Raw genomic sequence first — 19,945 nt, forward strand, 5'->3', positions numbered from 1 at the left:
CTGCCGCGACGATGTGCCATTTCCACGCGTCCGGCTTGCCGTTCCCCAAGTTCGCCCGATCGGAATCAGCCTGCTTCCGACTGTTAAGTAAATTAGCAGAAACTAATGACTGTGTCGGCCAGAATGGCTATTCCTTTCAATGTAACGAGCGGGAGGGATTGGCTCGATGAGCGCATCGCCACAACAGAAGAAGACAGGTCAACGCAAGCTCCAGTCGATCCAGATCCTGCGCGGGCTGGCGGCCGGTTCGGTGGTCATCGCGCATGTGATCGAGCATCCGAGCGAACAGCCGAACAACGAGATCCTGACGCTCGGCCTGTTTGGCGTGATCGTCTTCTTCGCGATCAGCGGCTTCATCATCGCCCATATCAACAACGGCACGTCGGATGCTCGTTTCGATCCGGTAAGCTTCCTTGTGCGGCGATTCTTCCGTCTGGTGCCTCTCTACTGGGCCTGCACGCTCCTGACCTATCTTTGCGCGCTCTTCCTGCCGTCGCTGTTCAAGAACACCACGGCCGATCTCGGTTATCTCATCTCCTCGCTGTTCTTCATTCCCGCTACCGTGCCGGGCGACCCGAGCGACTGGCGGCCGCTTTTGAAGCTCGGCTGGTCGCTGAACTACGAGGTGTTCTTCTATCTCGTCTTCGCCGCCTGCTTCTTCATCTCCAGCAGCCTGAAACGCACGATCGCGCTGACCGTCGTCTTCGGCGCGATGGCTGCGACAGCCTTCGTGATCCCGCCCAATTCCGGCATCCTGTCATTCTACCTGAACTTTTCGCTGCTCGCGTTCATCGGTGGCCTATGGCTGGCCGAGGTGGAGCGTCGGCGGCTCTTCGACAGCGTCCCGGTGATGGGCCTCGTGCTCATGGCACTGATCGCGCTCGCTGCGCTCGGCAATCTGTTCAGCCTCGACTTTCGGGATTTCGCCGGCTTCTATGGCTACAAATGGCTGGTCATCGCCGCGCTCTCGCTGGTGGCGCTCTCGCTCGCCTGCGAACGCCTGATCGGCAGCGGTCTTCTGGTCCGCGGTCTGGTGAAGCTCGGCGACGTTTCCTACTCGCTCTACCTCACCCACATGTTCGTCGTCGGCTTCGGCTGGTTCGTCATCCGGCGGCTTGCGCTCGGCGAGGTCGCGACGGTGGCCGGCATGGCGCTGATCGTTATCGTCGCCGTGATCGGCTCGCTGATCTCCTATGCCGTGATAGAGCAGCCGTTCAATCATCTGGGCCGTCTGGCGACGCGCGGGCGCGGCCGACGCGCCGAGGTTTCGGGCGAGGTGCCGTCCGAGGCCCGGGGCAGGGGCTGATATTTCAGCCGTAGAGTACCGTTCCATCCAGATCAGCCATGGACACCTGCAATCGGCGGGAGTAGGGCTGCCGAACCCATACAGGCTGCGGCTGCTTTCAGAGCGACCCTCGGGCGAAAAGGCCCTCCGCGGCAAGGAGAGAGCATGGCTGACGCGACGTCGAAACCCGTAGCCGCCGCTGCGGCGGAAAAGACCGTTCTTCCGATCATCCTGGCAGCCAGCTTCTGCCATATGCTGAACGACATCATGCAGTCGATGATCTCGGCGATCTACCCGATGCTGAAAGCCGACTTCAATCTCGACTTCTGGCAGATCGGCATCCTGACGCTTGCCTTCCAGTGCACCGCCTCGCTGCTGCAGCCGGTGATCGGCATCATCACCGACAAGAAGCCCTATCCCTATTCCCTGCCGGTCGGCATGGCCTCGACCTTCTTCGGCCTGTTCATGCTGGCGGCTGCGCCGACCTACGCGATGCTGGTCATCGCCGCCGGTCTCGTCGGCATCGGCTCCGCCGTGTTCCATCCGGAGGCCTCGCGCGTGGCGCGGCTTGCGGCCGGCGGGCGCTACGGTTTCGCCCAGGCGACATTCCAGGTCGGCGGCAATTTCGGCCAGTCGATCGGCCCGCTTCTCGCCGCCTTCATCATCGTGCCGAACGGGCAGGGCAGCGTCGCCTGGTTCTCCGGCATGGCGCTTCTCGGCATCATCGTGCTTTTCTGGATCGCCCGCTGGTACAAGGCGCATATGCTGGCCAACAGGGGGAAAAAGAAGGCCCTCAGCGCCCATAACCTGCCGAGGCGGACGGTGGTGATCGCACTCACGGTCCTTGCCATCCTGACCTTCTCCAAGAATGCCTACATGGCTTCTATCAGCAGCTACTACACCTTCTTCGCCATCGAGCGCTTCGGTGTCTCGGTGCAGATGTCGCAGATCATGCTGTTCGTCTTCCTCGGCGCCGTGGCGCTCGGAACCGTCGTCGGTGGCCAGATCGGCGACAGGTTCGGTTCCAAGGTGGTGATCTGGATCTCCATCCTCGGCGTGCTGCCCTTCACGCTCGCCTTGCCCTATGCCAACCTGCCGTTCACCATCCTCCTGTCGGGCGTCATCGGCTTCATCATGGCCTCGTCCTTCCCGGCCATCATCGTCATGGCGCAGGAACTGGTGCCGGGTCGCGTGGGCATGATCGCCGGGATCTTCTTCGGCATCGCCTTCGGCGTCGGCGGCATCGCGGCGGCCGTCCTCGGCGTACTCGCCGACCATCACGGCATCGCCTTCGTCTACGGGCTCTGCTCGTTCCTGCCGGCAATCGGGCTCTTGACCGTCTTCCTGCCGAGCAAGAAGCAGCTGCAGGTGGCGTGACATGAAGAAAAAAGCCCGCCAGGTAGGCGGGCTTCAGGTCTTTCAAATTATCTGCGAGTGCAGGATCATGCCGCGTAGCGACGTGCCGGCGTGGAGTGGGCGGCTGGCCTTGAGGTTTCGCCGACACTGAACTTCGATACGAGCTGCGCCAGATCCTGAGCTTCCCTGACGAGGCCGTGGCTTGCCGCGGTCGTTTCCTCGACCATGGCGGCATTCTGCTGGGTCATCTGGTCCATCTGGTTGATGGCCGTGTTGATCTGCTGCAGGCCGGTCGACTGTTCCTGGGTCGAGGAGGCGATGTCGCTGACGACCGCGTTGATCTCGTTGATCTGGGTCGAGATGTTGCGCAGCACGTCGCCGGTGCGGTCCACCAGGGCAACGCCCTCCTGAACCTGCTGCGACGAGGTGTCGATCAGCGTCTTGATCTCCTTGGCGGCGTTTGCCGAGCGCTGGGCGAGTTCGCGGACTTCCTGGGCGACGACGGCAAAGCCGCGGCCGGCTTCACCCGCGCGGGCCGCCTCGACGCCGGCATTCAGCGCGAGCAGGTTGGTCTGGAAGGCGATCTCATCGATGACGCCGATAATCTTGCCGACCTGCTGCGACGATTGCTCGATCTGGGACATGGCATTGACCGTGCTGTCGACGACGGTTGCAGAGGTCTCTGCCGCCTGGCGGGCCGATAGCGTCAGCGTTGCGGCCTGCTTGGAGCCGGCGGCCGTCTTGCTGACGGTCGAGGTGATCTGGTCGATCGCGGACGCGGTTTCTTCCAGCGCGGCGGCCTGGCGTTCGGTGCGGGTGGCGAGGTCGTCAGCTGCGTGGCTGATCTCGCCGGCCGTGCCATGCATGCTTTGCGTCGCATGGGCGACGGAGGCGACCATGGTTTGCAGCGTCTGGATGGCGCGGTTGTAGTCGTCCTTCAGCCGGCGGGTCTTTTCGGCGAGCTCGGCATCGATGCGGTAGGTGAGGTCGCCCTTGGCCAGCGCTGAGAGGCCCGACAGGAGGCTCTCGATCGCCGTCTGGTCTTCGGCGGCTTCGCGCGCGGTCTTCTGCTCGAGCATGACCTGCTCGTGGACGTCGGTAAGCGAACCGCAGGCGCGGATCGTCTGGCCATCCGGCTGGTGACGGCAGCCGCCGGTGGCGCGGAACCAGCGGTAGGAGCCGTCCTTCATCTTGAGGCGATAGTTGACCCGATAACGGGCGCGGCCGGTCTTGTCCGTCAGGTGGCCGGCAAAGGCCGCGAAGGTCGGTTCGACATCGTCGGGATGCAGCTTGTCGGACCAGGACGTGACGACGTTCGGGAAGTCGGTGGCATTCTCGTAGCCGATCATCCGGCGGAATTCCGCCGACCAGGTCCACTTGCTTTCCGGGTGCATCGCGTCGCCGTTGACGAGCACCGCTTCCCACAGGCCGATGCCGCATGCTTCGTCCAACAATTCGGAGCGTTCGCTCACCGCCGCCAGACGTTCTTCGAGTTTCGTGGTGGCGCTTTGCCGATTGCCGAATATTGGCATGGAATTTCCCTTGCGTGATCAGTAAAACTGCCGGCAGGGTGAATGTTCTTGGTTAGTTTTTTCTGAATAGATCCAATAATTTATGTGATACTGTGTTGTGTTTCCGGAGTGTTTCGGTGAGATATTTCGTTGTGATGTATAGTGATGCGATATGCCGCATATATACTTCGCTTCTGGCGTGTCTCTTCGGTCTTTGCTCGCAGTCGTCATCGCGCCTGCCATCGGCAATGGATTTGTGAGCGGGCTGCCATATATACCTTTGCCGAAGTCTGCCGCTGGAGGGTGCGCGCCATGGAATGGAAAGGTCGACGTCAGTCCGACAATGTCGAGGATCAGCGTGGCGCATCGATGGGCGGCAGCCCGTTCGGGCGCGGCGGCATGCGCATCCCGATCGGCGGAGGAGGGCGCAGGGGTGGCGGTATCGGGATCGGCGGCCTCGTCGTCATCCTGATCATCTGCTGGATCACCGGCATCAATCCTCTGACCCTGCTTTCCGGCGGCGATATCGGTTTCGACGATGGCGGCGGCACCCAGCAGTCGCAGCAGCGCACGCCCGCCGATGACGAGATGACGGCCTTTGTCCGCACCGTGCTTGCCGATACCGAGGATACCTGGAAGGGCATTTTCCAGGCGAGCGGCCAGACCTACGAGGACCCGACGCTCGTGCTGTTCTCCGGCCAGGTCAGGTCGGCCTGCGGTTTCGCCTCTTCGGCATCGGGACCGTTCTACTGCCCGGGCGACCGCAAGCTCTATCTCGACACGACATTCTTCAAGGAACTGTCGCAGCGCTTTGATGCATCGGGCGATTTCGCCGAGGCCTATGTAATCGCCCACGAGGTCGGCCATCATGTCCAGAACCTGATCGGCGTATTGCCGAAGTTCAACCAGATGCGCCAGCGGATGAGCGAGACCGAAGCCAACCAGATGTCGGTCCGCGTCGAACTGCAGGCCGATTGCTTCGCCGGTGTCTGGGGCAAGCATACCGACCAGAAGGGGCTGCTCAGCGAGGGCGACCTGCAGGAGGCGCTGAACGCCGCCCAGCAGATCGGCGACGACACGCTGCAGAAGCGCAGCCAGGGCTATGTCGTACCGGAAAGCTTCAACCACGGCACCTCGGCGCAGCGCATGCGCTGGTTCAAGCGCGGCTTTGACAGCGGCGACACGAATGCCTGCGACACGTTTTCGGGGGATGTCTAGAACGGTCCACCTCCGCACGCAGGTTCGCCCACGCCGGAGGTTCGGCATGGTGCGGCGAGGGGCATTGCGGGAATGGGGCAGGCGTCCGGCATGAGGGTTTGGTGGTAGGTTTTTCACCTGCCCCGGTCACTTCCTGCCTTCGTTTCGGGACTTGTCAGTTCCCGCCATTCCGGCATCTGCGACCATCATCGGAAACCTGAGTCCTTGAACCTTGGTGAAGGAGCCGGTTCGCGAACCCGGTTTCCCGCCCGATGACACGATGATTGTCGCGGATCGGCCGGGGGCGGGGATGCAAGGCGCGATGTGGCTGCCCTAAGCTGTTGGAAATGGGAGGTTGTTTTTTCAAGAGAGAGGAAAATGTCCCCGGATGATTCCGTGCGGCTAATATCGGTCGTTTTGCCGTGTCGGCCCCCCTCTGCCCTGCCGGGCATCTCCCCCACAGGTGGGGAGATTACCAACTGCACGACCTTCGTCCGGATATCCGGCGTCCGTCCGGATTTGCGATCGTTGATTTACGGGGCAGGGCCGCGCCCAGGCTGATCTCCTCGAGATGCCCGGCAGGGCACAGGGCGCCGCCGCAGGGATATCGTATCCGACTGAAATTGCCGTATTCTGGAGCCGCTCGTGCTCGATGAAGCCGTATTCCCCCTAATCAATCGCATCAAAAAACTTCATGTGTTCATGTATTGTTCTGTTTTTCATATTTCGGTATGTAACATTCGGGCGACCTGATCGTCTTTCAACGGAATGCCAAGTTAGAGAGACGTTTCATGCCTGATCCCAAATTCGTCCGTCGAGGCCTGTTTCTCGTCTTCATGATCCTGTTTCTCGATATCATCGGGATCGCGATCATCATGCCGGTCCTGCCCGCATTCCTGCAGGAGCTGACGGGCGACGATGTGAGCACGGCTGCGATCGACGGCGGCTGGCTGCTGCTGATCTATTCGGCCATGCAGTTCATCTTTGCGCCGGTCATCGGCAATCTTTCCGATCGGTTCGGCCGCCGGCCGGTGCTTCTGGTCGCGGTGCTGACTTTCGCGCTCGACAACCTGATCTGCGCTGCCGCAACGAGTTTCTGGATGCTGTTCGTCGGGCGGGTTCTCGCCGGCATTTCCGGTGGGAGTTTCGCGACCTGCTCCGCCTATATCGCCGATATCAGCACCGACAAGACAAGGGCGCGCAATTTCGGCCTGATCGGCATCGCCTTCGGCGTCGGTTTCACCGTTGGCCCCGTCATCGGCGGGCTGCTCGGGGAACTCGGGCCGCGTGTGCCGTTCCTCGGTGCAGGACTTCTGTCGCTCGCCAATTTCGTCGCCGCATGGTTCCTGCTGCCCGAAACGCTGGAGCGGCATAACCGCCGTGCTTTCGATTGGCGGCGCGCAAATCCGCTCGGCGCGTTGCGCCAGATGCGCCATTATCCCGGCATCGCCTGGGTGCTGATCGTCACCTTTCTCTACTGGCTGGCGCATGCGGTCTATCCGTCCGTCTGGCCCTTCGTCGGCAGCTATCGCTACGGCTGGAGCGAGGCTGAGATCGGCCTGTCGCTCGGCCTGTTCGGAATCTCGGCGGCCGTCGTCATGGGCGTCGTGCTGCCGCGGCTGATCCCGGTGCTGGGAGAATGGCGAACGGCCGTGCTCGGCATCTCGTTTTCCTGCCTCGCCTTCATCGGCTACGCGTTTTCCTGGCAGGGCTGGATGGTCTATGCGGTGATCCTGCTGACGACGATCGAAAACGTCGCGGACCCGGCGCTGCGCAGCATCGCGGCGGGCAAGGTGCCGCCGTCGGCGCAGGGCGAATTGCAGGGCGCAATGACCAGCCTCACCAGCCTGACGACGATCGTCGGGCCGGCGATCTTCACCCAGCTCTTCAGCCGTTTTACCGGGGAAAATGCGATCACGGAATTTGCCGGCGCGCCTTACCTGATGGCGGCGACCTTCATGGGCCTGGCGGGAATTCTCTTCACCTTGAAGATTTCTCGATCGGAGACAATAGGCTCGGCCAAGGAAATCCATCAGGTTTCTTGAAGTCTCCAGCACAAAAACTTCTGGATCGGCCCTTGGTCTTGCTGGGGCGTCCTGCCTTCTTTATAGGCAAAGTGCTGCGCCGCTGACCAATACTGGAAGCGGCCTTTTCTTTTATCGAGGTTCTTCCATGTCGAGCTCGCTGGACACTTTTGCCGTTGAGACCAGGGAAAATTCCTGGGCGTCGCATCTGCGTGCGACATTCGCCCTCGGCATTCCTCTGGTCGGCGCCCAGCTGGCGCAGATGGCGATCCACACGACCGACGTCATCCTCGTCGGCTGGCTCGGCACGACCGAACTCGCGTCCGTCGTCATCGCGACGCAGGTCTTCTTCATCGTCTTCATCTTCGGCACGGGCTTTACAAGCGCTGTCATTCCGCTTGTGGCGCAGGCGCTCGGCCAGAGCGACAAGGTCGGCGTGCGCCGTGCCGTGCGCATGGGCCTCTGGGTGGTGATTGCCTATTGCGCGCTGATGGCGCCGGTTCTGTGGTTTTCCGGGCCGATCCTGCTGGCACTGGGGCAGGCCCCCGACGTCGCGGCCAATGCCGAAGGGTATCTGCGGATCGCGCAATGGGGCATGTTCCCGGCGCTGGGGCTTTTCGCCATCCGCAGCTTCGTCACGGGTCTCGAGAAGGGCAGCATCGTCCTTTACGTGACGCTCGGCATGTTCGCGATCAATTTCGTCGTCGCCTACCTCACCGTCTTCGGCCATTTCGGCGCGCCGCAGCTCGGGCTTTACGGCGCCGCACTGGCGTCGGTCTGCGCCAATATCACCGGCTTCGTCATCATCGTTGCCTATGTGCAGATGCAGCCGGCGACGCGGTCCTACGAGATCTTCGTGCGTTTCTGGCGGCCCGACTGGCCAATCATCCGCGAGGTCTTCGTCCTCGGCCTGCCGATCAGCTTCACCATCCTTGCCGAAACCAGCCTGTTTGCCGCGGCCTCGCTGCTGATGGGGATGATCGGCAAGCTGGAACTCGCAGCCCATGGCGTCGCCCTGCAGCTCGCCTCGATCGCCTTCATGATCCCGCTCGGCCTCGCTCAGGTCGCGACCGTGCGGGTCGGGCTCGCCAACGGTCGCGGCGATGATCTGGGCGTCAGGCGGGCGGCCGGCGCCATTCTCGTCGTCTGCGTTGTCTTTGCGGTCTTCGGCAGCCTTCTATATGCCGCGCTACCGGCATTCTTCGGCGGACTGTTCCTCGACACGTCGCGGCCGGACGCGGCAGCGGTGCTCGCGCTTGCCATTCCGCTGATCGTGATTGCCGGTGCCTTTCAGCTCGTCGACGGCCTGCAGGCGGTCGGGGCGGGGCTGCTGCGCGGATTGAAGGATACCCGGATCCCGATGATCCTGGCGCTGATCGCCTATTGGCCGATCGGTTTCGTCTGCGCCTATGTGTTCGCCTTTCCGCTCGGCTTCGGCGCGGAGGGCGTCTGGTTCGGCTTCGTGCTGGGTCTCGGTGCCGCTGCCGCCTTTCTCTGCGGCCGCTTCTGGGTGCTGGTCAAGCAGCATCGGAAACTTGCCCTCTGAAACGAAAATGGCCCGCTGAAGAGCGGGCCATTTTTTTATCTCAGATTATCTGAAGATCAGCGTTCGGCGAGAGCCGGTTCGCCCTTCCTTTCGCGCACCATGTTGATGAAGCGGCGGAAGAGGTAGTGGCTGTCCTGCGGGCCGGGCGATGCTTCCGGGTGATGCTGGACGGAGAAGACCGGCTTGCCGGACACGCGCAGGCCGCAGTTCGTGTTGTCGAACAGTGAGATGTGAGTCTCTTCAACGCCTTGCGGCAGCGACTTCGAGTCGACCGCGAAGCCGTGGTTCATCGAAACGATCTCCACCTTGCCGGTCGTGTGATCCTTAACCGGGTGGTTTGCGCCATGATGGCCCTGGTGCATCTTCTCGGTCTTGGCGCCGAGCGCCAGGCCCAGCATCTGGTGGCCGAGGCAGATACCGAAGGTCGGGATGTCGGTCTTGATGATGTCCTGGATAACCGGCACGGCATATTCGCCGGTCGCAGCCGGGTCGCCCGGGCCGTTCGACAGGAATATGCCATCCGGCTTCAGCGCCAGGATGTCTTCGGCGGAGGTCTGCGCCGGCACGATCGTCACCTTGCAGTCGAGACCGGTGAAGAGGCGCAGGATGTTGCGCTTGACGCCGTAATCGATGCAGACGACGTGGTACTTGGCGTCTTCGGCCTTCAGTTCGGAGAAGCCTTCGTTCCAGACCCAGGGCTTTTCCGACCACTGGCCGGACTGGCCGGAGGTGGCGACCTTGGCGAGGTCGAGGCCTTCGAGACCGCTCCATGCCTTTGCTTCGGCCTTGAGCGCTTCGATGTCGAAGACGCCGTTCGGGTCGTGGGCGATGACGGCGTTCGGCGCGCCATGCTCGCGGATCCAGGCGGTCAGTGCGCGGGTATCGATACCCGACAAGCCGATGACGCCGCGGCTCTTCAGCCATTCGTCGAGATGTTTTGCCGCGCGGTAGTTGGACGGGTCGGTGATGTCGGCCTTGAAGATCGTACCGACCGCGCCGTGGCGTGCTGCCGGCGTCAGGTCTTCGATGTCTTCGTCATTGGTGCCGATATTGCCGATATGCGGGAAGGTGAAGGTAACGATCTGGCCGAGATAGGACGGGTCGGTGAGGATTTCCTCGTAGCCGGTCAGCGCCGTGTTGAAGACAACTTCGGCCGTCACCTTGCCGGTCGCGCCGACGCCGGTGCCTTCAATGACGGTGCCATCGGCGAGAACGAGGAGGGCGGTGGGCTTTTTGGGCGTCCAGGGTGCGGTACCGGTCATAGCTATCCTTCTGACCCATCGTTCCGGTCTTTGGGCAAAGACAGGCTGCAGGGGTTTCTTGTTGTCGCAGAAAAGTGCCCAAGCGATATCGCCGGCGGCTCTTCAAATCCAAATGTCGTGCAGGTGCGGGAAAATAAACAAAGCCTGAGGCCGGGTCAATCGCATCCGTTAAAGAATCACCCTCAATCCGCGCCCGGGCATTGGAAAAGATTGATCGGTCCGCAAGGCTGATCTATCACCAGCGTCAAATGCCCCGGGAAATCTTCCGGCGGGGCGCCGCGGCACGATTGCCCGCCATGACGGAGACAAACGAAGATGATGCGCGAAAAGCTGACCGAATCCATGAAGGACGCGATGAAGGCAAAGGATAGCCGCCGGCTCTCCACCGTCCGCCTGATCCAGGCTGCGGTCAAGGATCGCGACATCGCCAACCGCGGCACCGGCAAGGATGCCGCGACCGACGACGAGATCCTGCAGATCCTGCAGAAGATGGTGAAGCAGCGCGAAGAATCGGCCAAGATCTACGAGGATGCCGGCCGCGCGGAACTCGCCACCCAGGAGCGCGAGGAAATCGATGTTCTGAAGGCATTCATGCCGGAACAGCTTTCGGACGCCAAGGTGGACGAGATCGTCGCCGGCGTTGTCGCCGAGACGGGTGCTGCCGGGATGAAGGACATGGGCAGGGTCATGGCGATCCTGCGCGAGCGCTATGCCGGCCAGATGGACTTCGCCAAGGCTTCCGGCGTGATCAAGGCAAAGCTCAGCTGAGGCCAATCCGCGCAGTGCTGATTATCGCGGCGCCTAGGGGCGCCGCTTTTCGTTTATTGAGGGGCTGTGAATAGCGGGCAGGACGCGTGTTGATGCGCTGTTGCCCGTGGCGCTTCCTTCGACTTCCACCTATATGTGACCCATGCGCTTTTCCAACTCATTCCTCGACGAGATACGCGACCGCGTGCTGATCTCCACTGTGATCGGCCGGCGCGTGACGTGGGACCGGCGCAAGACCAATGTGTCGCGCGGCGATTACTGGGCCTGCTGCCCGTTCCATGGCGAGAAAAGCCCGAGCTTTCACTGCGAGGACCGCAAGGGCCGCTACCACTGCTTCGGCTGCGGCGTGTCCGGCGATCACTTCCGTTTCCTCACCGATCTGGAAGGCATGAATTTTCCGGAGGCCGTGCAGCAGATCGCCGATCTCGCCGGCATCGCCATGCCGCAGCCGGACCCTCAAGCCGAAAAGCGCGAGAAGGAGCGGACCTCGCTGCAGGACGTCATGGAGATGGCGACCCTGTTCTTCCAGGACCAGTTGCAGAGCGCCAGTGGCGCCAAGGCGCGGGCCTATCTGCGCGATCGCGGGCTGACGGGTCGCACGATCGAGACCTTTCGCCTCGGCTTTGCGCCGGAGAGCCGCAATGCGCTGAAGGAACATCTTGCCGGGAAGGGCGTGCCGCGCGAGCAGATCGAGGCTTGCGGTCTCGTGCGCCACGGGCCTGACATCCCGGTTTCCTACGACTATTTCCGCGATCGCATCATGTTCCCGATCCTGTCGTCGCGCGACAAGGTGATCGCCTTCGGCGGCCGCGCCATGTCGCCGGATGCGATGGCGAAATACATGAACTCGCCGGATACCGAGCTCTTCCACAAGGGGCAGGTGCTCTACAATTTCTCCCGCGCAAGGCGGGCGGCGCAGGCGGCCGGCGATCGTCGGCAGAGCGGCACGCTGATCGCGGTCGAAGGCTATATGGACGTGATCGCGCTTTATCAGGCGGGCGTCGAGAATGCAGTGGCGCCGCTCGGTACCGCGCTGACCGACAACCAACTCGATCTCCTGTGGAAGGTGACGCCGCAGCCGGTGCTCTGCTTTGACGGTGACGGTGCCGGGATTCGCGCCGCCAATCGTGCGGCCGATCTGGCTCTGCCGGCGATCAAGCCTGGGAAATCGGTGAGTTTCGCGCTGCTGCCCGACGGCAAGGATCCTGACGACCTGGTGAAGAACGAGGGCAGGGCGCCGTTCGACCGGGTTCTGTCAGAGGCGCGGCCGCTTGTCGACATGGTCTGGCAGCGGGAGACCGCCGGCGCGACCTTCGAGACCCCCGAGCGGCGGGCCGAGCTCGATGCCCGGTTGAAGCAGATCGTCTCGGTGATCGCCGACGAGAGCGTGCGCTATCATTACCAGCAGGATATCCGAAATCGCCTCGGTGCGTTCTTCTCTCCGAGGTCCGGCGGCGGTGGCGGAGAGCGCCGCCAGGCGTTCCAGCGAGGGGAAAGGCAGGGTGCGCCGGGCAAGCGTGGTGCGCCGCCTTCCGCTCACGCAGTCGGCGGTGCGATGGTCGAAAGCGGGACGGCCGGCAGTGCCAGGTTGAACCAGATGCTGAAACTGTCTTCCCAGTCCCGGCCGGCGCTGCGCGAGACCGTGCTGGCGCTGACGATCGTCAACCACCCGCAATTGCTGCTGGACGAATATGACGAGATTTCCTCGATCGATTTCGAGAACAAGGACCTGCAGCGTTTCTGGTCCTGCGTGCTTGGCGTCGTGGCGCGTCTCGGCGAGAAGATCACAGCGGAGGATCTGCGGTCCGGCCTTTCGGCGGAAGGCTTCGGCGATCTCCTGGCTTCCATGAGCCAGCAGGTTCGCAATGCCCGGCTCTGGACGGCGACGGAAGCGGCGGATCCGCATGATGCGCTGCAGGCCTACCGGCAGACGAGGGCGCTTCATTCTCGCAACAAGGAACTGCGCCACCAGAAGCTGGAACTCGAGCGCGAGATCGCCGAACTGACGGGTGACGACGACGATGCTGAACGCGGCGAGATTTTGCTGCGGGCGCTTCTGGAGATCCAGAACGAGATCACCAGGCTGGAAAACCAGGAAGCCATCATCGACGGCTTCGGCGTGTTGTCCGGACGGGTGAAGGGAGCGGCGGTGAGCCATTAGGTTGGCTTTGAAAATACGCCTTCTCGCATAGGCTGCGGCAATTGTGTTTTGGTTAACTCTTGTCTTATAGAGCGGGCCGCCTACATAAGCGTCGAACTGGTGAACAGGCCCGGCATGCCGGGCGCAACGCGTCTTTTTCCACTTTTTCTGGGCAAAGCCCCGAGAAAAGCTTGACGGATCGTTAATTTGTGGGAATCACCATTTCTAGGCAACATAGGCGGATTGGGTCAACTGCGCCGGTGCGATCGGCAATCTATTACCGGCGGTCCAGATATGCTGACCGCATCCGGTAATCGGGAATTAAAGGTCATTCCGTTACGAGTGGGCAAGTGATTCGCGGTTGGGGATGAAGTCTTCGACCGCAGGCCACGAGCGTGGCTCTTGAGATGCAGCGCAGTGGCGTTCAGGGAAAGTGACGAACTACATGGCAACAAAAGTCAAAGAAAACGAAGAAGCAGAGAACGAACGCGAAGGCTCGCCGGACGGTCCGCTTCTCGATCTTTCTGATGACGCGGTCAAGAAGATGATCAAGGCCGCGAAGAAGCGCGGCTATGTGACCATGGACGAGCTGAATTCGGTCCTGCCGTCGGAGGAAGTCACCTCCGAGCAGATCGAGGACACGATGGCGATGCTGTCCGACATGGGCATCAACGTGATCGAGGACGAGGATGCCGAAGAGGCATCCGGCGGCGACGACGACGACAGCTCGGACAGCGATGACGGCGACAGCGAAGGCGGCGAACTGACGACCTCGACGGGTACGGCAGTCGCGACCGCCAAGAAGAAAGAACCCACCGATCGTACCGACGATCCGGTGCGCATGTACCTGCGCGAAATGGGCTCGGTGGAGCTTCTGTCCCGCGAAGGCGAAATTGCGATCGCAAAGCGCATCGAGGCCGGTCGCGAGACGATGATCGGTGGCCTCTGTGAAAGCCCCCTCACGTTCCAGGCGCTGATCATCTGGCGCGACGAACTGAATGAGGGGACGACGCTGCTGCGCGAGATCATCGATCTCGAAACGACCTATTCGGGTCCGGAAGCCAAGGCTGCTCCGCAGTTCCAGAGCCCGGAAAAGATCGAGGCGGACCGCAAGGCTGCCGAGGAAAAGGAAAAGAGCCGCAAGGCTCGCATGACGGCTGCCAATGACGACGACATCACGTCCGTCGGCGGCGAAATGCCGATCGAGGAAGAGGAAGAGGACGACGATGAGTCGAGCCTTTCTCTCGCCGCGATGGAAGCGGAACTGCGTCCGCAGGTCATGGAAACCCTCGACCTTATTGCCGATACCTACAAGAAGCTGCGCAAGCTGCAGGACCAGCAGGTGGAAGCCCGCCTGTCTGCCGCCAGCACGCTGTCTTCGGCCCAGGAGAAGCGCTACAAGGAACTGAAGGACGAGCTGGTCACGGCGGTCAAGTCGCTGTCGCTCAACCAGAACCGCGTCGACTCGCTCGTCGAGCAGCTCTACGACATTTCCAAGCGCCTGATGCAGAACGAGGGTCGCCTGCTGCGTCTCGCCGATTCCTACGGCGTCAAGCGTGACTCGTTCCTGGAGCATTACCAGGGGGCCGAGCTCGATACGAACTGGCTGGAAACGGTCGGAAACCTTGCAGCCAAGGGCTGGAAGGAATTCGCCAAGGCGGAAACCCGCACGATCACGGAGATCCGTTCGGAAATCCAGAATCTTGCGACCGAAACCGGCATTTCCGTCGCGGAATTCCGCCGGATCGTCTCGATGGTGCAGAAGGGCGAGCGCGAAGCGCGTATCGCCAAGAAGGAAATGGTTGAAGCGAACCTTCGCCTCGTCATCTCGATCGCCAAGAAGTACACGAACCGCGGCCTGCAGTTCCTCGATCTCATTCAGGAAGGCAATATCGGCCTGATGAAGGCAGTCGACAAGTTCGAGTATCGTCGTGGTTACAAGTTCTCGACCTATGCGACTTGGTGGATCAGGCAGGCGATCACCCGTTCGATCGCCGACCAGGCCCGCACGATCCGTATTCCGGTGCACATGATTGAAACGATCAACAAGATCGTCCGCACGTCGCGCCAGATGCTGCACGAGATCGGCCGCGAGCCGACGCCGGAAGAACTGGCCGAAAAGCTTGCCATGCCGCTCGAAAAGGTCCGCAAGGTCCTGAAGATCGCCAAGGAGCCGATCTCGCTCGAAACCCCGGTGGGCGACGAAGAGGATAGCCACCTCGGTGACTTCATCGAGGACAAGAACGCGCTTCTACCGATCGACGCCGCCATCCAGGCGAACCTGCGCGAGACGACGACACGCGTTCTCGCCTCGCTGACGCCGCGCGAAGAACGCGTTCTGCGCATGCGTTTCGGCATCGGCATGAACACCGACCATACGCTCGAAGAAGTCGGTCAGCAGTTCTCGGTTACCCGCGAACGTATCCGTCAGATTGAGGCGAAGGCGCTCCGGAAGCTCAAGCATCCGAGCCGCTCCAGAAAGCTGCGGAGCTTCCTGGACAGCTAAGGCCGGCGACAGCCGCTTTCAATTTTGCGAGAACAAGCCCGGTGTGCCCTGCACGCCGGGCTTTTTTCTTGCCGAGAAGCGGAGAGGGGGACTCGATCCCGCCCGCCTTTCATCCTACATCGGGACGATGCAGGAGAGATCACCCACACCGCGACACAAGATATACGGAGGCGTTGCTGCCTCGGTGGCGGTGCATGCGGTGATCGTGGCCGCGCTGCTGATAAGCCTGCCCGTTCCCGAGCCGGAGCCTCCACAGAAGGAGGAGACCGTCTCCGTCGAGATGGTGCCGCCGGAAGAGGCGCCGCCCGAAACTGCTAAGGAGGAACCTGCCAAGGAGGAAGAGCAGGCACTCGACCTGACCATGCCGGAGGAAAAGCCGGAAGAGCAGAAGGCGGAAGTTCCGCCACCACCGGAGCCGCCGCAGCAGGAGGCCGAGGAGCAGGGCGCGCCACCGCAGCCGCCGGCCGAGGAACAGGCCGCGACGGCGCAGGAGGCGGAACCGCCGCCGCCGCAACAGAGCGAACAGCAGGAACAGGCGGCCGAGCCCCCACCGGAAGCAGAGCAGCAGGCCGAGGCGGAACAGCCTCCTCCACCGCCGGCCGCCGAAGAGCAACCACCCGAGCAGGCCGCCGAGCCGCCACAGCAGCAGATGCCGCCGCCATCCGAGCAGATGGCAGATGCAGGCGAACAGCAACAGGCGCAGGGGCAGGTCATTCCGACGCTTCGTCCGGTGTTCGAGTTCGGTGAGGAGAATGCTGGGCCTGAGGTCGCGCAGGACGGAGATGCCGCGGAACAGGGACAGGAGACGGAAACGCCGCCCGATGCGGCAGAAGCCGATACACCAACCGACACGACCGAGCAGGCGAATGCAGAGGCCGACGCGACCAGCGAGGACGCGACTGCCGAGCCGTCGCCGGCCGATGATATTGCGGCACCTCAGATCGACGGGACGACCGGCGAACCGCTGGCTTCGAGCGAAGACCAGCCGGATGACGGCGCAGCGGTCGCGATCATCCCTGAGCCTAGGCCGGCCCCGCCGGCACCGGAGAAGCCTGCAGAGGATGCGCCAAAGCCCGCTGGGCAGCCCCCGAAAGAGGTCAAGCGGCTGTTTTCCCAGCAGGATACCGACGATCCGGTTGCGATGACGGCGATGGGGAGCATTCCGCGCGACATCCGCGCAAGCCAGCTCTGCGCAACCGAGCTCAGGGAACAGCTCAGGCATGCGTCTCCGGCCTACCAGCCGGAACTTCTGCCATCCTATCGCCTGCCGGAGGGAACCGTTCTCGACATAAGGCAGGCGGCGTTTCGGGCCAATGGTCAGTGGTTCAATATCGGCTTCCGCTGCGAGATCGACCAGAACGCCACGAAGGTCGTGTCTTTCGGCTTCGATGTGGGCGGTGCGGTGCCGCGCAGCCAGTGGCGCGAGCGCGGCTTTCCCGAACTTTAAGCTTGAGGTCTAGGTAGGTAGGGCTCGTCGAGCATCTGGACGAGTTCTGTGATGGTCGTCAGTGCCTCGTTGAGGATAACCAGCACCTCGTCCGACGACATGCTTTCGAGATGCTCGATCGCATCGCTCAATTTCGCCACTACATCCAGGCTCATCTTCGAGGCTGTATCAGGTCCGGCCACAATCCAATCCCCATCTTGCGCGCTGCGCATTGCAGCCACGTGCTCCGTCATGGGGAGCGCCCCGCGAAAGGTGTCATGAAAAGCCAGGATGTCAACAATCTTGCCTAACGAGGACCACGTCGACTGGTGCCAATAGGATCGCTGCGAACGCCGGTCACATTGGGTTATTGCAATGAAGGCTACGGAGCCAGATCGTGGGGTTGGGCCGCAGCGCAAGCCTATGAGCGGATCAATACGCCGGCTTCCTGGGCTGCCTCGACAAATGCCTGCCGGGCTTCCTCCGGTTTGCGCTTGCCGGCGTCTACTGCGGCACAAACGGAAAGCGCTCGGTCCAGCAGCGTGCCATCCTCGACCGGCCAGTCCTCGATCATGGCCCAGGCGGCACCCTGCGTCGTTTCAATCACGGTCTCTTCCTTCGGCTCTCCAATAAGGACGACGACCGGCTTCTTCCAAGGCGTATTCATAAATCCAACTTCCAGTGCACTATCTCGAAACGTCTTAGGCCGATTCAGCGCCGGTGGCGAGGTGCCGACACGCCCTGCCGCGCGCAAAGTCGTCGATTGCTTCGGTGCGATCATAACTGTCTCGGCTTGCCCGCGTGTCCGCTCGCTACGACCTCCATCGTTCGCCCATGCGGCTCCGAGACTTGTGATCAGAGGGATAGACTCTTGAAGATCGGCTCGGGTATTGCCCGTATGATACTCATGAGCGGACGCCAGAGCGGCTTCACATAGACGACAGACCGGCGAAGAGAAACGGCGCGATAGATCGCGTCTGCGACAACGTCCGGCGTTGTGGTCAGCGCGCCAGGCAGGTCCATTCCGTCCGTCATTCGGGTTGCGACAAAACCGGGTTTGACCGTGACCACGTGAACGCCGCTTTTTGAAAGGCGGTTTCTGAGCCCCGAAAGAAATGCCGTGAAACCCGCCTTGGCCGAGCCATAGATATAGTTCGAGCCACGTCCACGGTCGCCTGCCACCGAACTGATACCAACGATCGTTCCGTGACCGCGTTTTACCATCCGCTCGGCGAGAAGACCCAGCGCCACGGCCGGTCCTTCGTAATTGGTGCGCATCACCAGGGTCGCGGCCTCGGGATCGCATTCGCTCTCTCTTTGCTTGCCCATGGCTCCGGCGACACAAACCACGATCTCCGGCAGGGATCCCAGGCTATCGACAAAGGCCGCCAGTGCCTTCGTCTCCAGCACGTCGAACTCATGAAGCGTCGCCTCGACACCATGTCGGATCGCTATATCCGAACGTGTTGCCTCAAGGTTTTCAGCGTTCCTTGCCGCAAGGGCCACCGGATGGCCAAGCATCGCGAAACGATGTGCGACAGCGACACCGATGTCAGACCGTCCACCAAGAATAAGCACTGTTCCTGTCATAGGTGGAACCTTTGCGACTGATCGGATGAAAAGGTATGTTCGAGATGTCGCATCCGCCGCATGTCGCGGAAGGCGTCGATACGGGCGTCCGAGCGGCAAAGCGTCTCGGAAGACATGCGCGCGTCTTTTGCCAGGTAGAACCGGCCCCCGTGATCTATCACGACCGCATCAAGCCGCTTCAGGAGTGCAAGCGCTGTCGGTGTCGCTGGAAAATCGAGTGCCAGGGTGTAGCCTTCCATCGGGAAGGAGAACCGGCTTTGTTGTGCTCCTAGGCGCTTCAGAACCGCGAGGAACGATCCCTGCCCAGCCTGTGCTGTCTCGGTCAGCAGCCTGGTCAGACCGCTTTTTGCGTTTTCAAGGGGGAGGGCGCATTGGAACTGGAGGAAGCCACGCCGCCCGTAGATCCGGTTCCATCCCAGCATCCGGTCTAGGGGATAGAAGAAACTGTCGTAGTCGACGAGTGTTTCTCGCGGCGCGCGCAGACCCAGTTGCCAGTAAAGCGCATTGAAGGCTCTTATGGAGAAGCGATTGAGCACAATGCCCGGCGCGTCGAAGGGGAAGGTGAACCTGCGCCTGACGGGCGTCTTGAAAGGATGGGCACGATAGTCCCGTGGCAGGTCATTCGCATCCGCATGCTCCCCGGTCATGACCAGTGTCCGACCGAGCGAAGCGCCTCTTGCAAGGCAATCGATCCAGCCGACCGAGTACAAGGCTTCGTCCGCGGTCTCGAATGCGGCCATCGCGTCGGCGAGATTGGCAGCCGGGACGGTGGTCTTGCGGATCCATCCGCTTCCCACCCGTCGCAAACGGAATGCCGCGCGGACAATGACCCCGGTCAGTCCCATTCCGCCAAGGGTCCATTCAAACATTTCAGAATTTTCGTCGGGGCCGATGCGCACGATCTCTCCGTCCGCACCCAACACGTCGATCCAGTCCACGAAGGCACCGAAGGAACCGTTTATGTGATGGTTCTTTCCGTGCACGTCCGCGGCGATTGCGCCCCCCAGGGTCACGAACTTGGTGCCTGGGGTCACATAAGGAAACCACCCCCTCGGCAGGAAGGTCGCGATTACATCCGAAAGCAGGACGCCGGCCTCCGCCGTAAGCTGGCCCGTCGCTTCGTCGAAGGCGAGCATCCGGTTCATTCGCCGCATGTCCAAGGTCAATTTCGTCCCGATGGCGCTGTCACCATAAGCTCGCCCGGAGCCGCGTGCGATGAGGCCGCCGTTCCTCGCCAGCAAGGCGATCTCGCTTTCGTTCCGGGGAGAAGCCATCCTGACGGAGCGTCTGGAAAATCGCCCCCAGCCCGAAAGCTCCGTCGTCACGCACCGAGG

Annotated in this window: 15 protein-coding genes; 9 read left to right on the forward strand and 6 right to left on the reverse strand. The window is 62.0% G+C overall.

The window, feature by feature from the left end:
* The first annotated feature begins 166 nt into the window (after positions 1–166).
* Together BM216_RS20305 and BM216_RS20310 are read left to right on the forward strand one after the other, a co-directional pair.
* Positions 167–1,306: an acyltransferase family protein gene (locus BM216_RS20305; protein ID WP_093001040.1), complete on the forward strand. Its 1,140-nt coding sequence runs from the start codon at positions 167–169 to the stop codon at positions 1,304–1,306.
* Between the two features lie 144 nt (positions 1,307–1,450).
* Positions 1,451–2,662 (forward strand): MFS transporter, encoded by a 1,212-nt coding sequence (locus BM216_RS20310; protein ID WP_093001041.1) that lies wholly within the window; start codon positions 1,451–1,453, stop codon positions 2,660–2,662.
* 65 nt (positions 2,663–2,727) lie between these two features.
* Here BM216_RS20310 and BM216_RS20315 read toward each other — a convergent pair whose 3' ends face one another.
* Positions 2,728–4,173 (reverse strand): methyl-accepting chemotaxis protein, encoded by a 1,446-nt coding sequence (locus tag BM216_RS20315; protein WP_244530245.1) that lies wholly within the window; start codon positions 4,171–4,173, stop codon positions 2,728–2,730.
* Positions 4,174–4,464: 291 nt separating this feature from the next.
* Here BM216_RS20315 and BM216_RS20320 point away from each other — a divergent pair, with 291 nt between their 5' ends.
* From BM216_RS20320 to BM216_RS20330, 3 genes are all read left to right on the forward strand, one after another.
* Positions 4,465–5,370 carry a KPN_02809 family neutral zinc metallopeptidase gene (locus tag BM216_RS20320; protein WP_093001042.1) on the forward strand — a complete coding sequence of 302 codons (906 nt, stop codon included), beginning with the start codon at positions 4,465–4,467 and terminating at the stop codon, positions 5,368–5,370.
* A 770-nt stretch (positions 5,371–6,140) separates the two neighbouring features.
* Positions 6,141–7,394, forward strand: a complete 1,254-nt coding sequence (locus tag BM216_RS20325; protein WP_093001043.1) for a TCR/Tet family MFS transporter — start codon at positions 6,141–6,143, stop codon at positions 7,392–7,394.
* A 127-nt stretch (positions 7,395–7,521) separates the two neighbouring features.
* Entirely contained in the window at positions 7,522–8,919 is a 1,398-nt protein-coding gene (locus BM216_RS20330; RefSeq protein WP_093001044.1) for an MATE family efflux transporter, read from the forward strand.
* A gap of 56 nt (positions 8,920–8,975) precedes the next feature.
* On the opposite strand, the gene carA is transcribed toward BM216_RS20330, so the two are convergent.
* The gene (gene carA / locus BM216_RS20335; protein WP_093001045.1) at positions 8,976–10,181 is read right to left on the reverse strand and encodes a glutamine-hydrolyzing carbamoyl-phosphate synthase small subunit; all 1,206 of its coding nucleotides are present in this window, start codon (positions 10,179–10,181) and stop codon (positions 8,976–8,978) included.
* Between the two features lie 315 nt (positions 10,182–10,496).
* Here carA and BM216_RS20340 point away from each other — a divergent pair, with 315 nt between their 5' ends.
* The 4 genes from BM216_RS20340 to BM216_RS20355 all read left to right on the forward strand — a co-directional run bounded on the left by BM216_RS20340 (position 10,497) and on the right by BM216_RS20355 (position 17,042).
* The gene (locus tag BM216_RS20340) at positions 10,497–10,949 is read left to right on the forward strand and encodes a GatB/YqeY domain-containing protein (protein WP_093001046.1); all 453 of its coding nucleotides are present in this window, start codon (positions 10,497–10,499) and stop codon (positions 10,947–10,949) included.
* A 142-nt stretch (positions 10,950–11,091) separates the two neighbouring features.
* Positions 11,092–13,110: a DNA primase gene (gene dnaG / locus BM216_RS20345; RefSeq protein WP_093001047.1), complete on the forward strand. Its 2,019-nt coding sequence runs from the start codon at positions 11,092–11,094 to the stop codon at positions 13,108–13,110.
* A gap of 424 nt (positions 13,111–13,534) precedes the next feature.
* Positions 13,535–15,595 (forward strand): RNA polymerase sigma factor RpoD, encoded by a 2,061-nt coding sequence (gene rpoD / locus BM216_RS20350; protein WP_093001048.1) that lies wholly within the window; start codon positions 13,535–13,537, stop codon positions 15,593–15,595.
* A gap of 184 nt (positions 15,596–15,779) precedes the next feature.
* Positions 15,780–17,042 (forward strand): DUF930 domain-containing protein, encoded by a 1,263-nt coding sequence (locus BM216_RS20355; RefSeq protein ID WP_244530246.1) that lies wholly within the window; start codon positions 15,780–15,782, stop codon positions 17,040–17,042.
* Here BM216_RS20355 and BM216_RS20360 read toward each other — a convergent pair.
* From BM216_RS20360 to BM216_RS20375, 4 genes are all read right to left on the reverse strand, one after another.
* Positions 17,039–17,224, reverse strand: a complete 186-nt coding sequence (locus BM216_RS20360; RefSeq protein ID WP_177230852.1) for a hypothetical protein — start codon at positions 17,222–17,224, stop codon at positions 17,039–17,041. The genes BM216_RS20355 and BM216_RS20360 overlap by 4 nt on opposite strands.
* A gap of 218 nt (positions 17,225–17,442) precedes the next feature.
* The gene (locus BM216_RS20365) at positions 17,443–17,688 is read right to left on the reverse strand and encodes a DUF982 domain-containing protein (RefSeq protein WP_093001050.1); all 246 of its coding nucleotides are present in this window, start codon (positions 17,686–17,688) and stop codon (positions 17,443–17,445) included.
* A 188-nt stretch (positions 17,689–17,876) separates the two neighbouring features.
* Positions 17,877–18,611 (reverse strand): SDR family oxidoreductase, encoded by a 735-nt coding sequence (locus tag BM216_RS20370; protein ID WP_093001051.1) that lies wholly within the window; start codon positions 18,609–18,611, stop codon positions 17,877–17,879.
* Positions 18,608–19,936 (reverse strand): FAD-binding oxidoreductase, encoded by a 1,329-nt coding sequence (locus tag BM216_RS20375; RefSeq protein ID WP_244530247.1) that lies wholly within the window; start codon positions 19,934–19,936, stop codon positions 18,608–18,610. The genes BM216_RS20370 and BM216_RS20375 overlap by 4 nt, the downstream gene beginning before the upstream one ends.
* Between the last annotated feature and the right edge of the window lie 9 nt (positions 19,937–19,945).

It is taken from the genome of Rhizobium sp. NFR07 (genome assembly GCF_900111905.1).
GTDB lineage: Bacteria > Pseudomonadota > Alphaproteobacteria > Rhizobiales > Rhizobiaceae > Neorhizobium.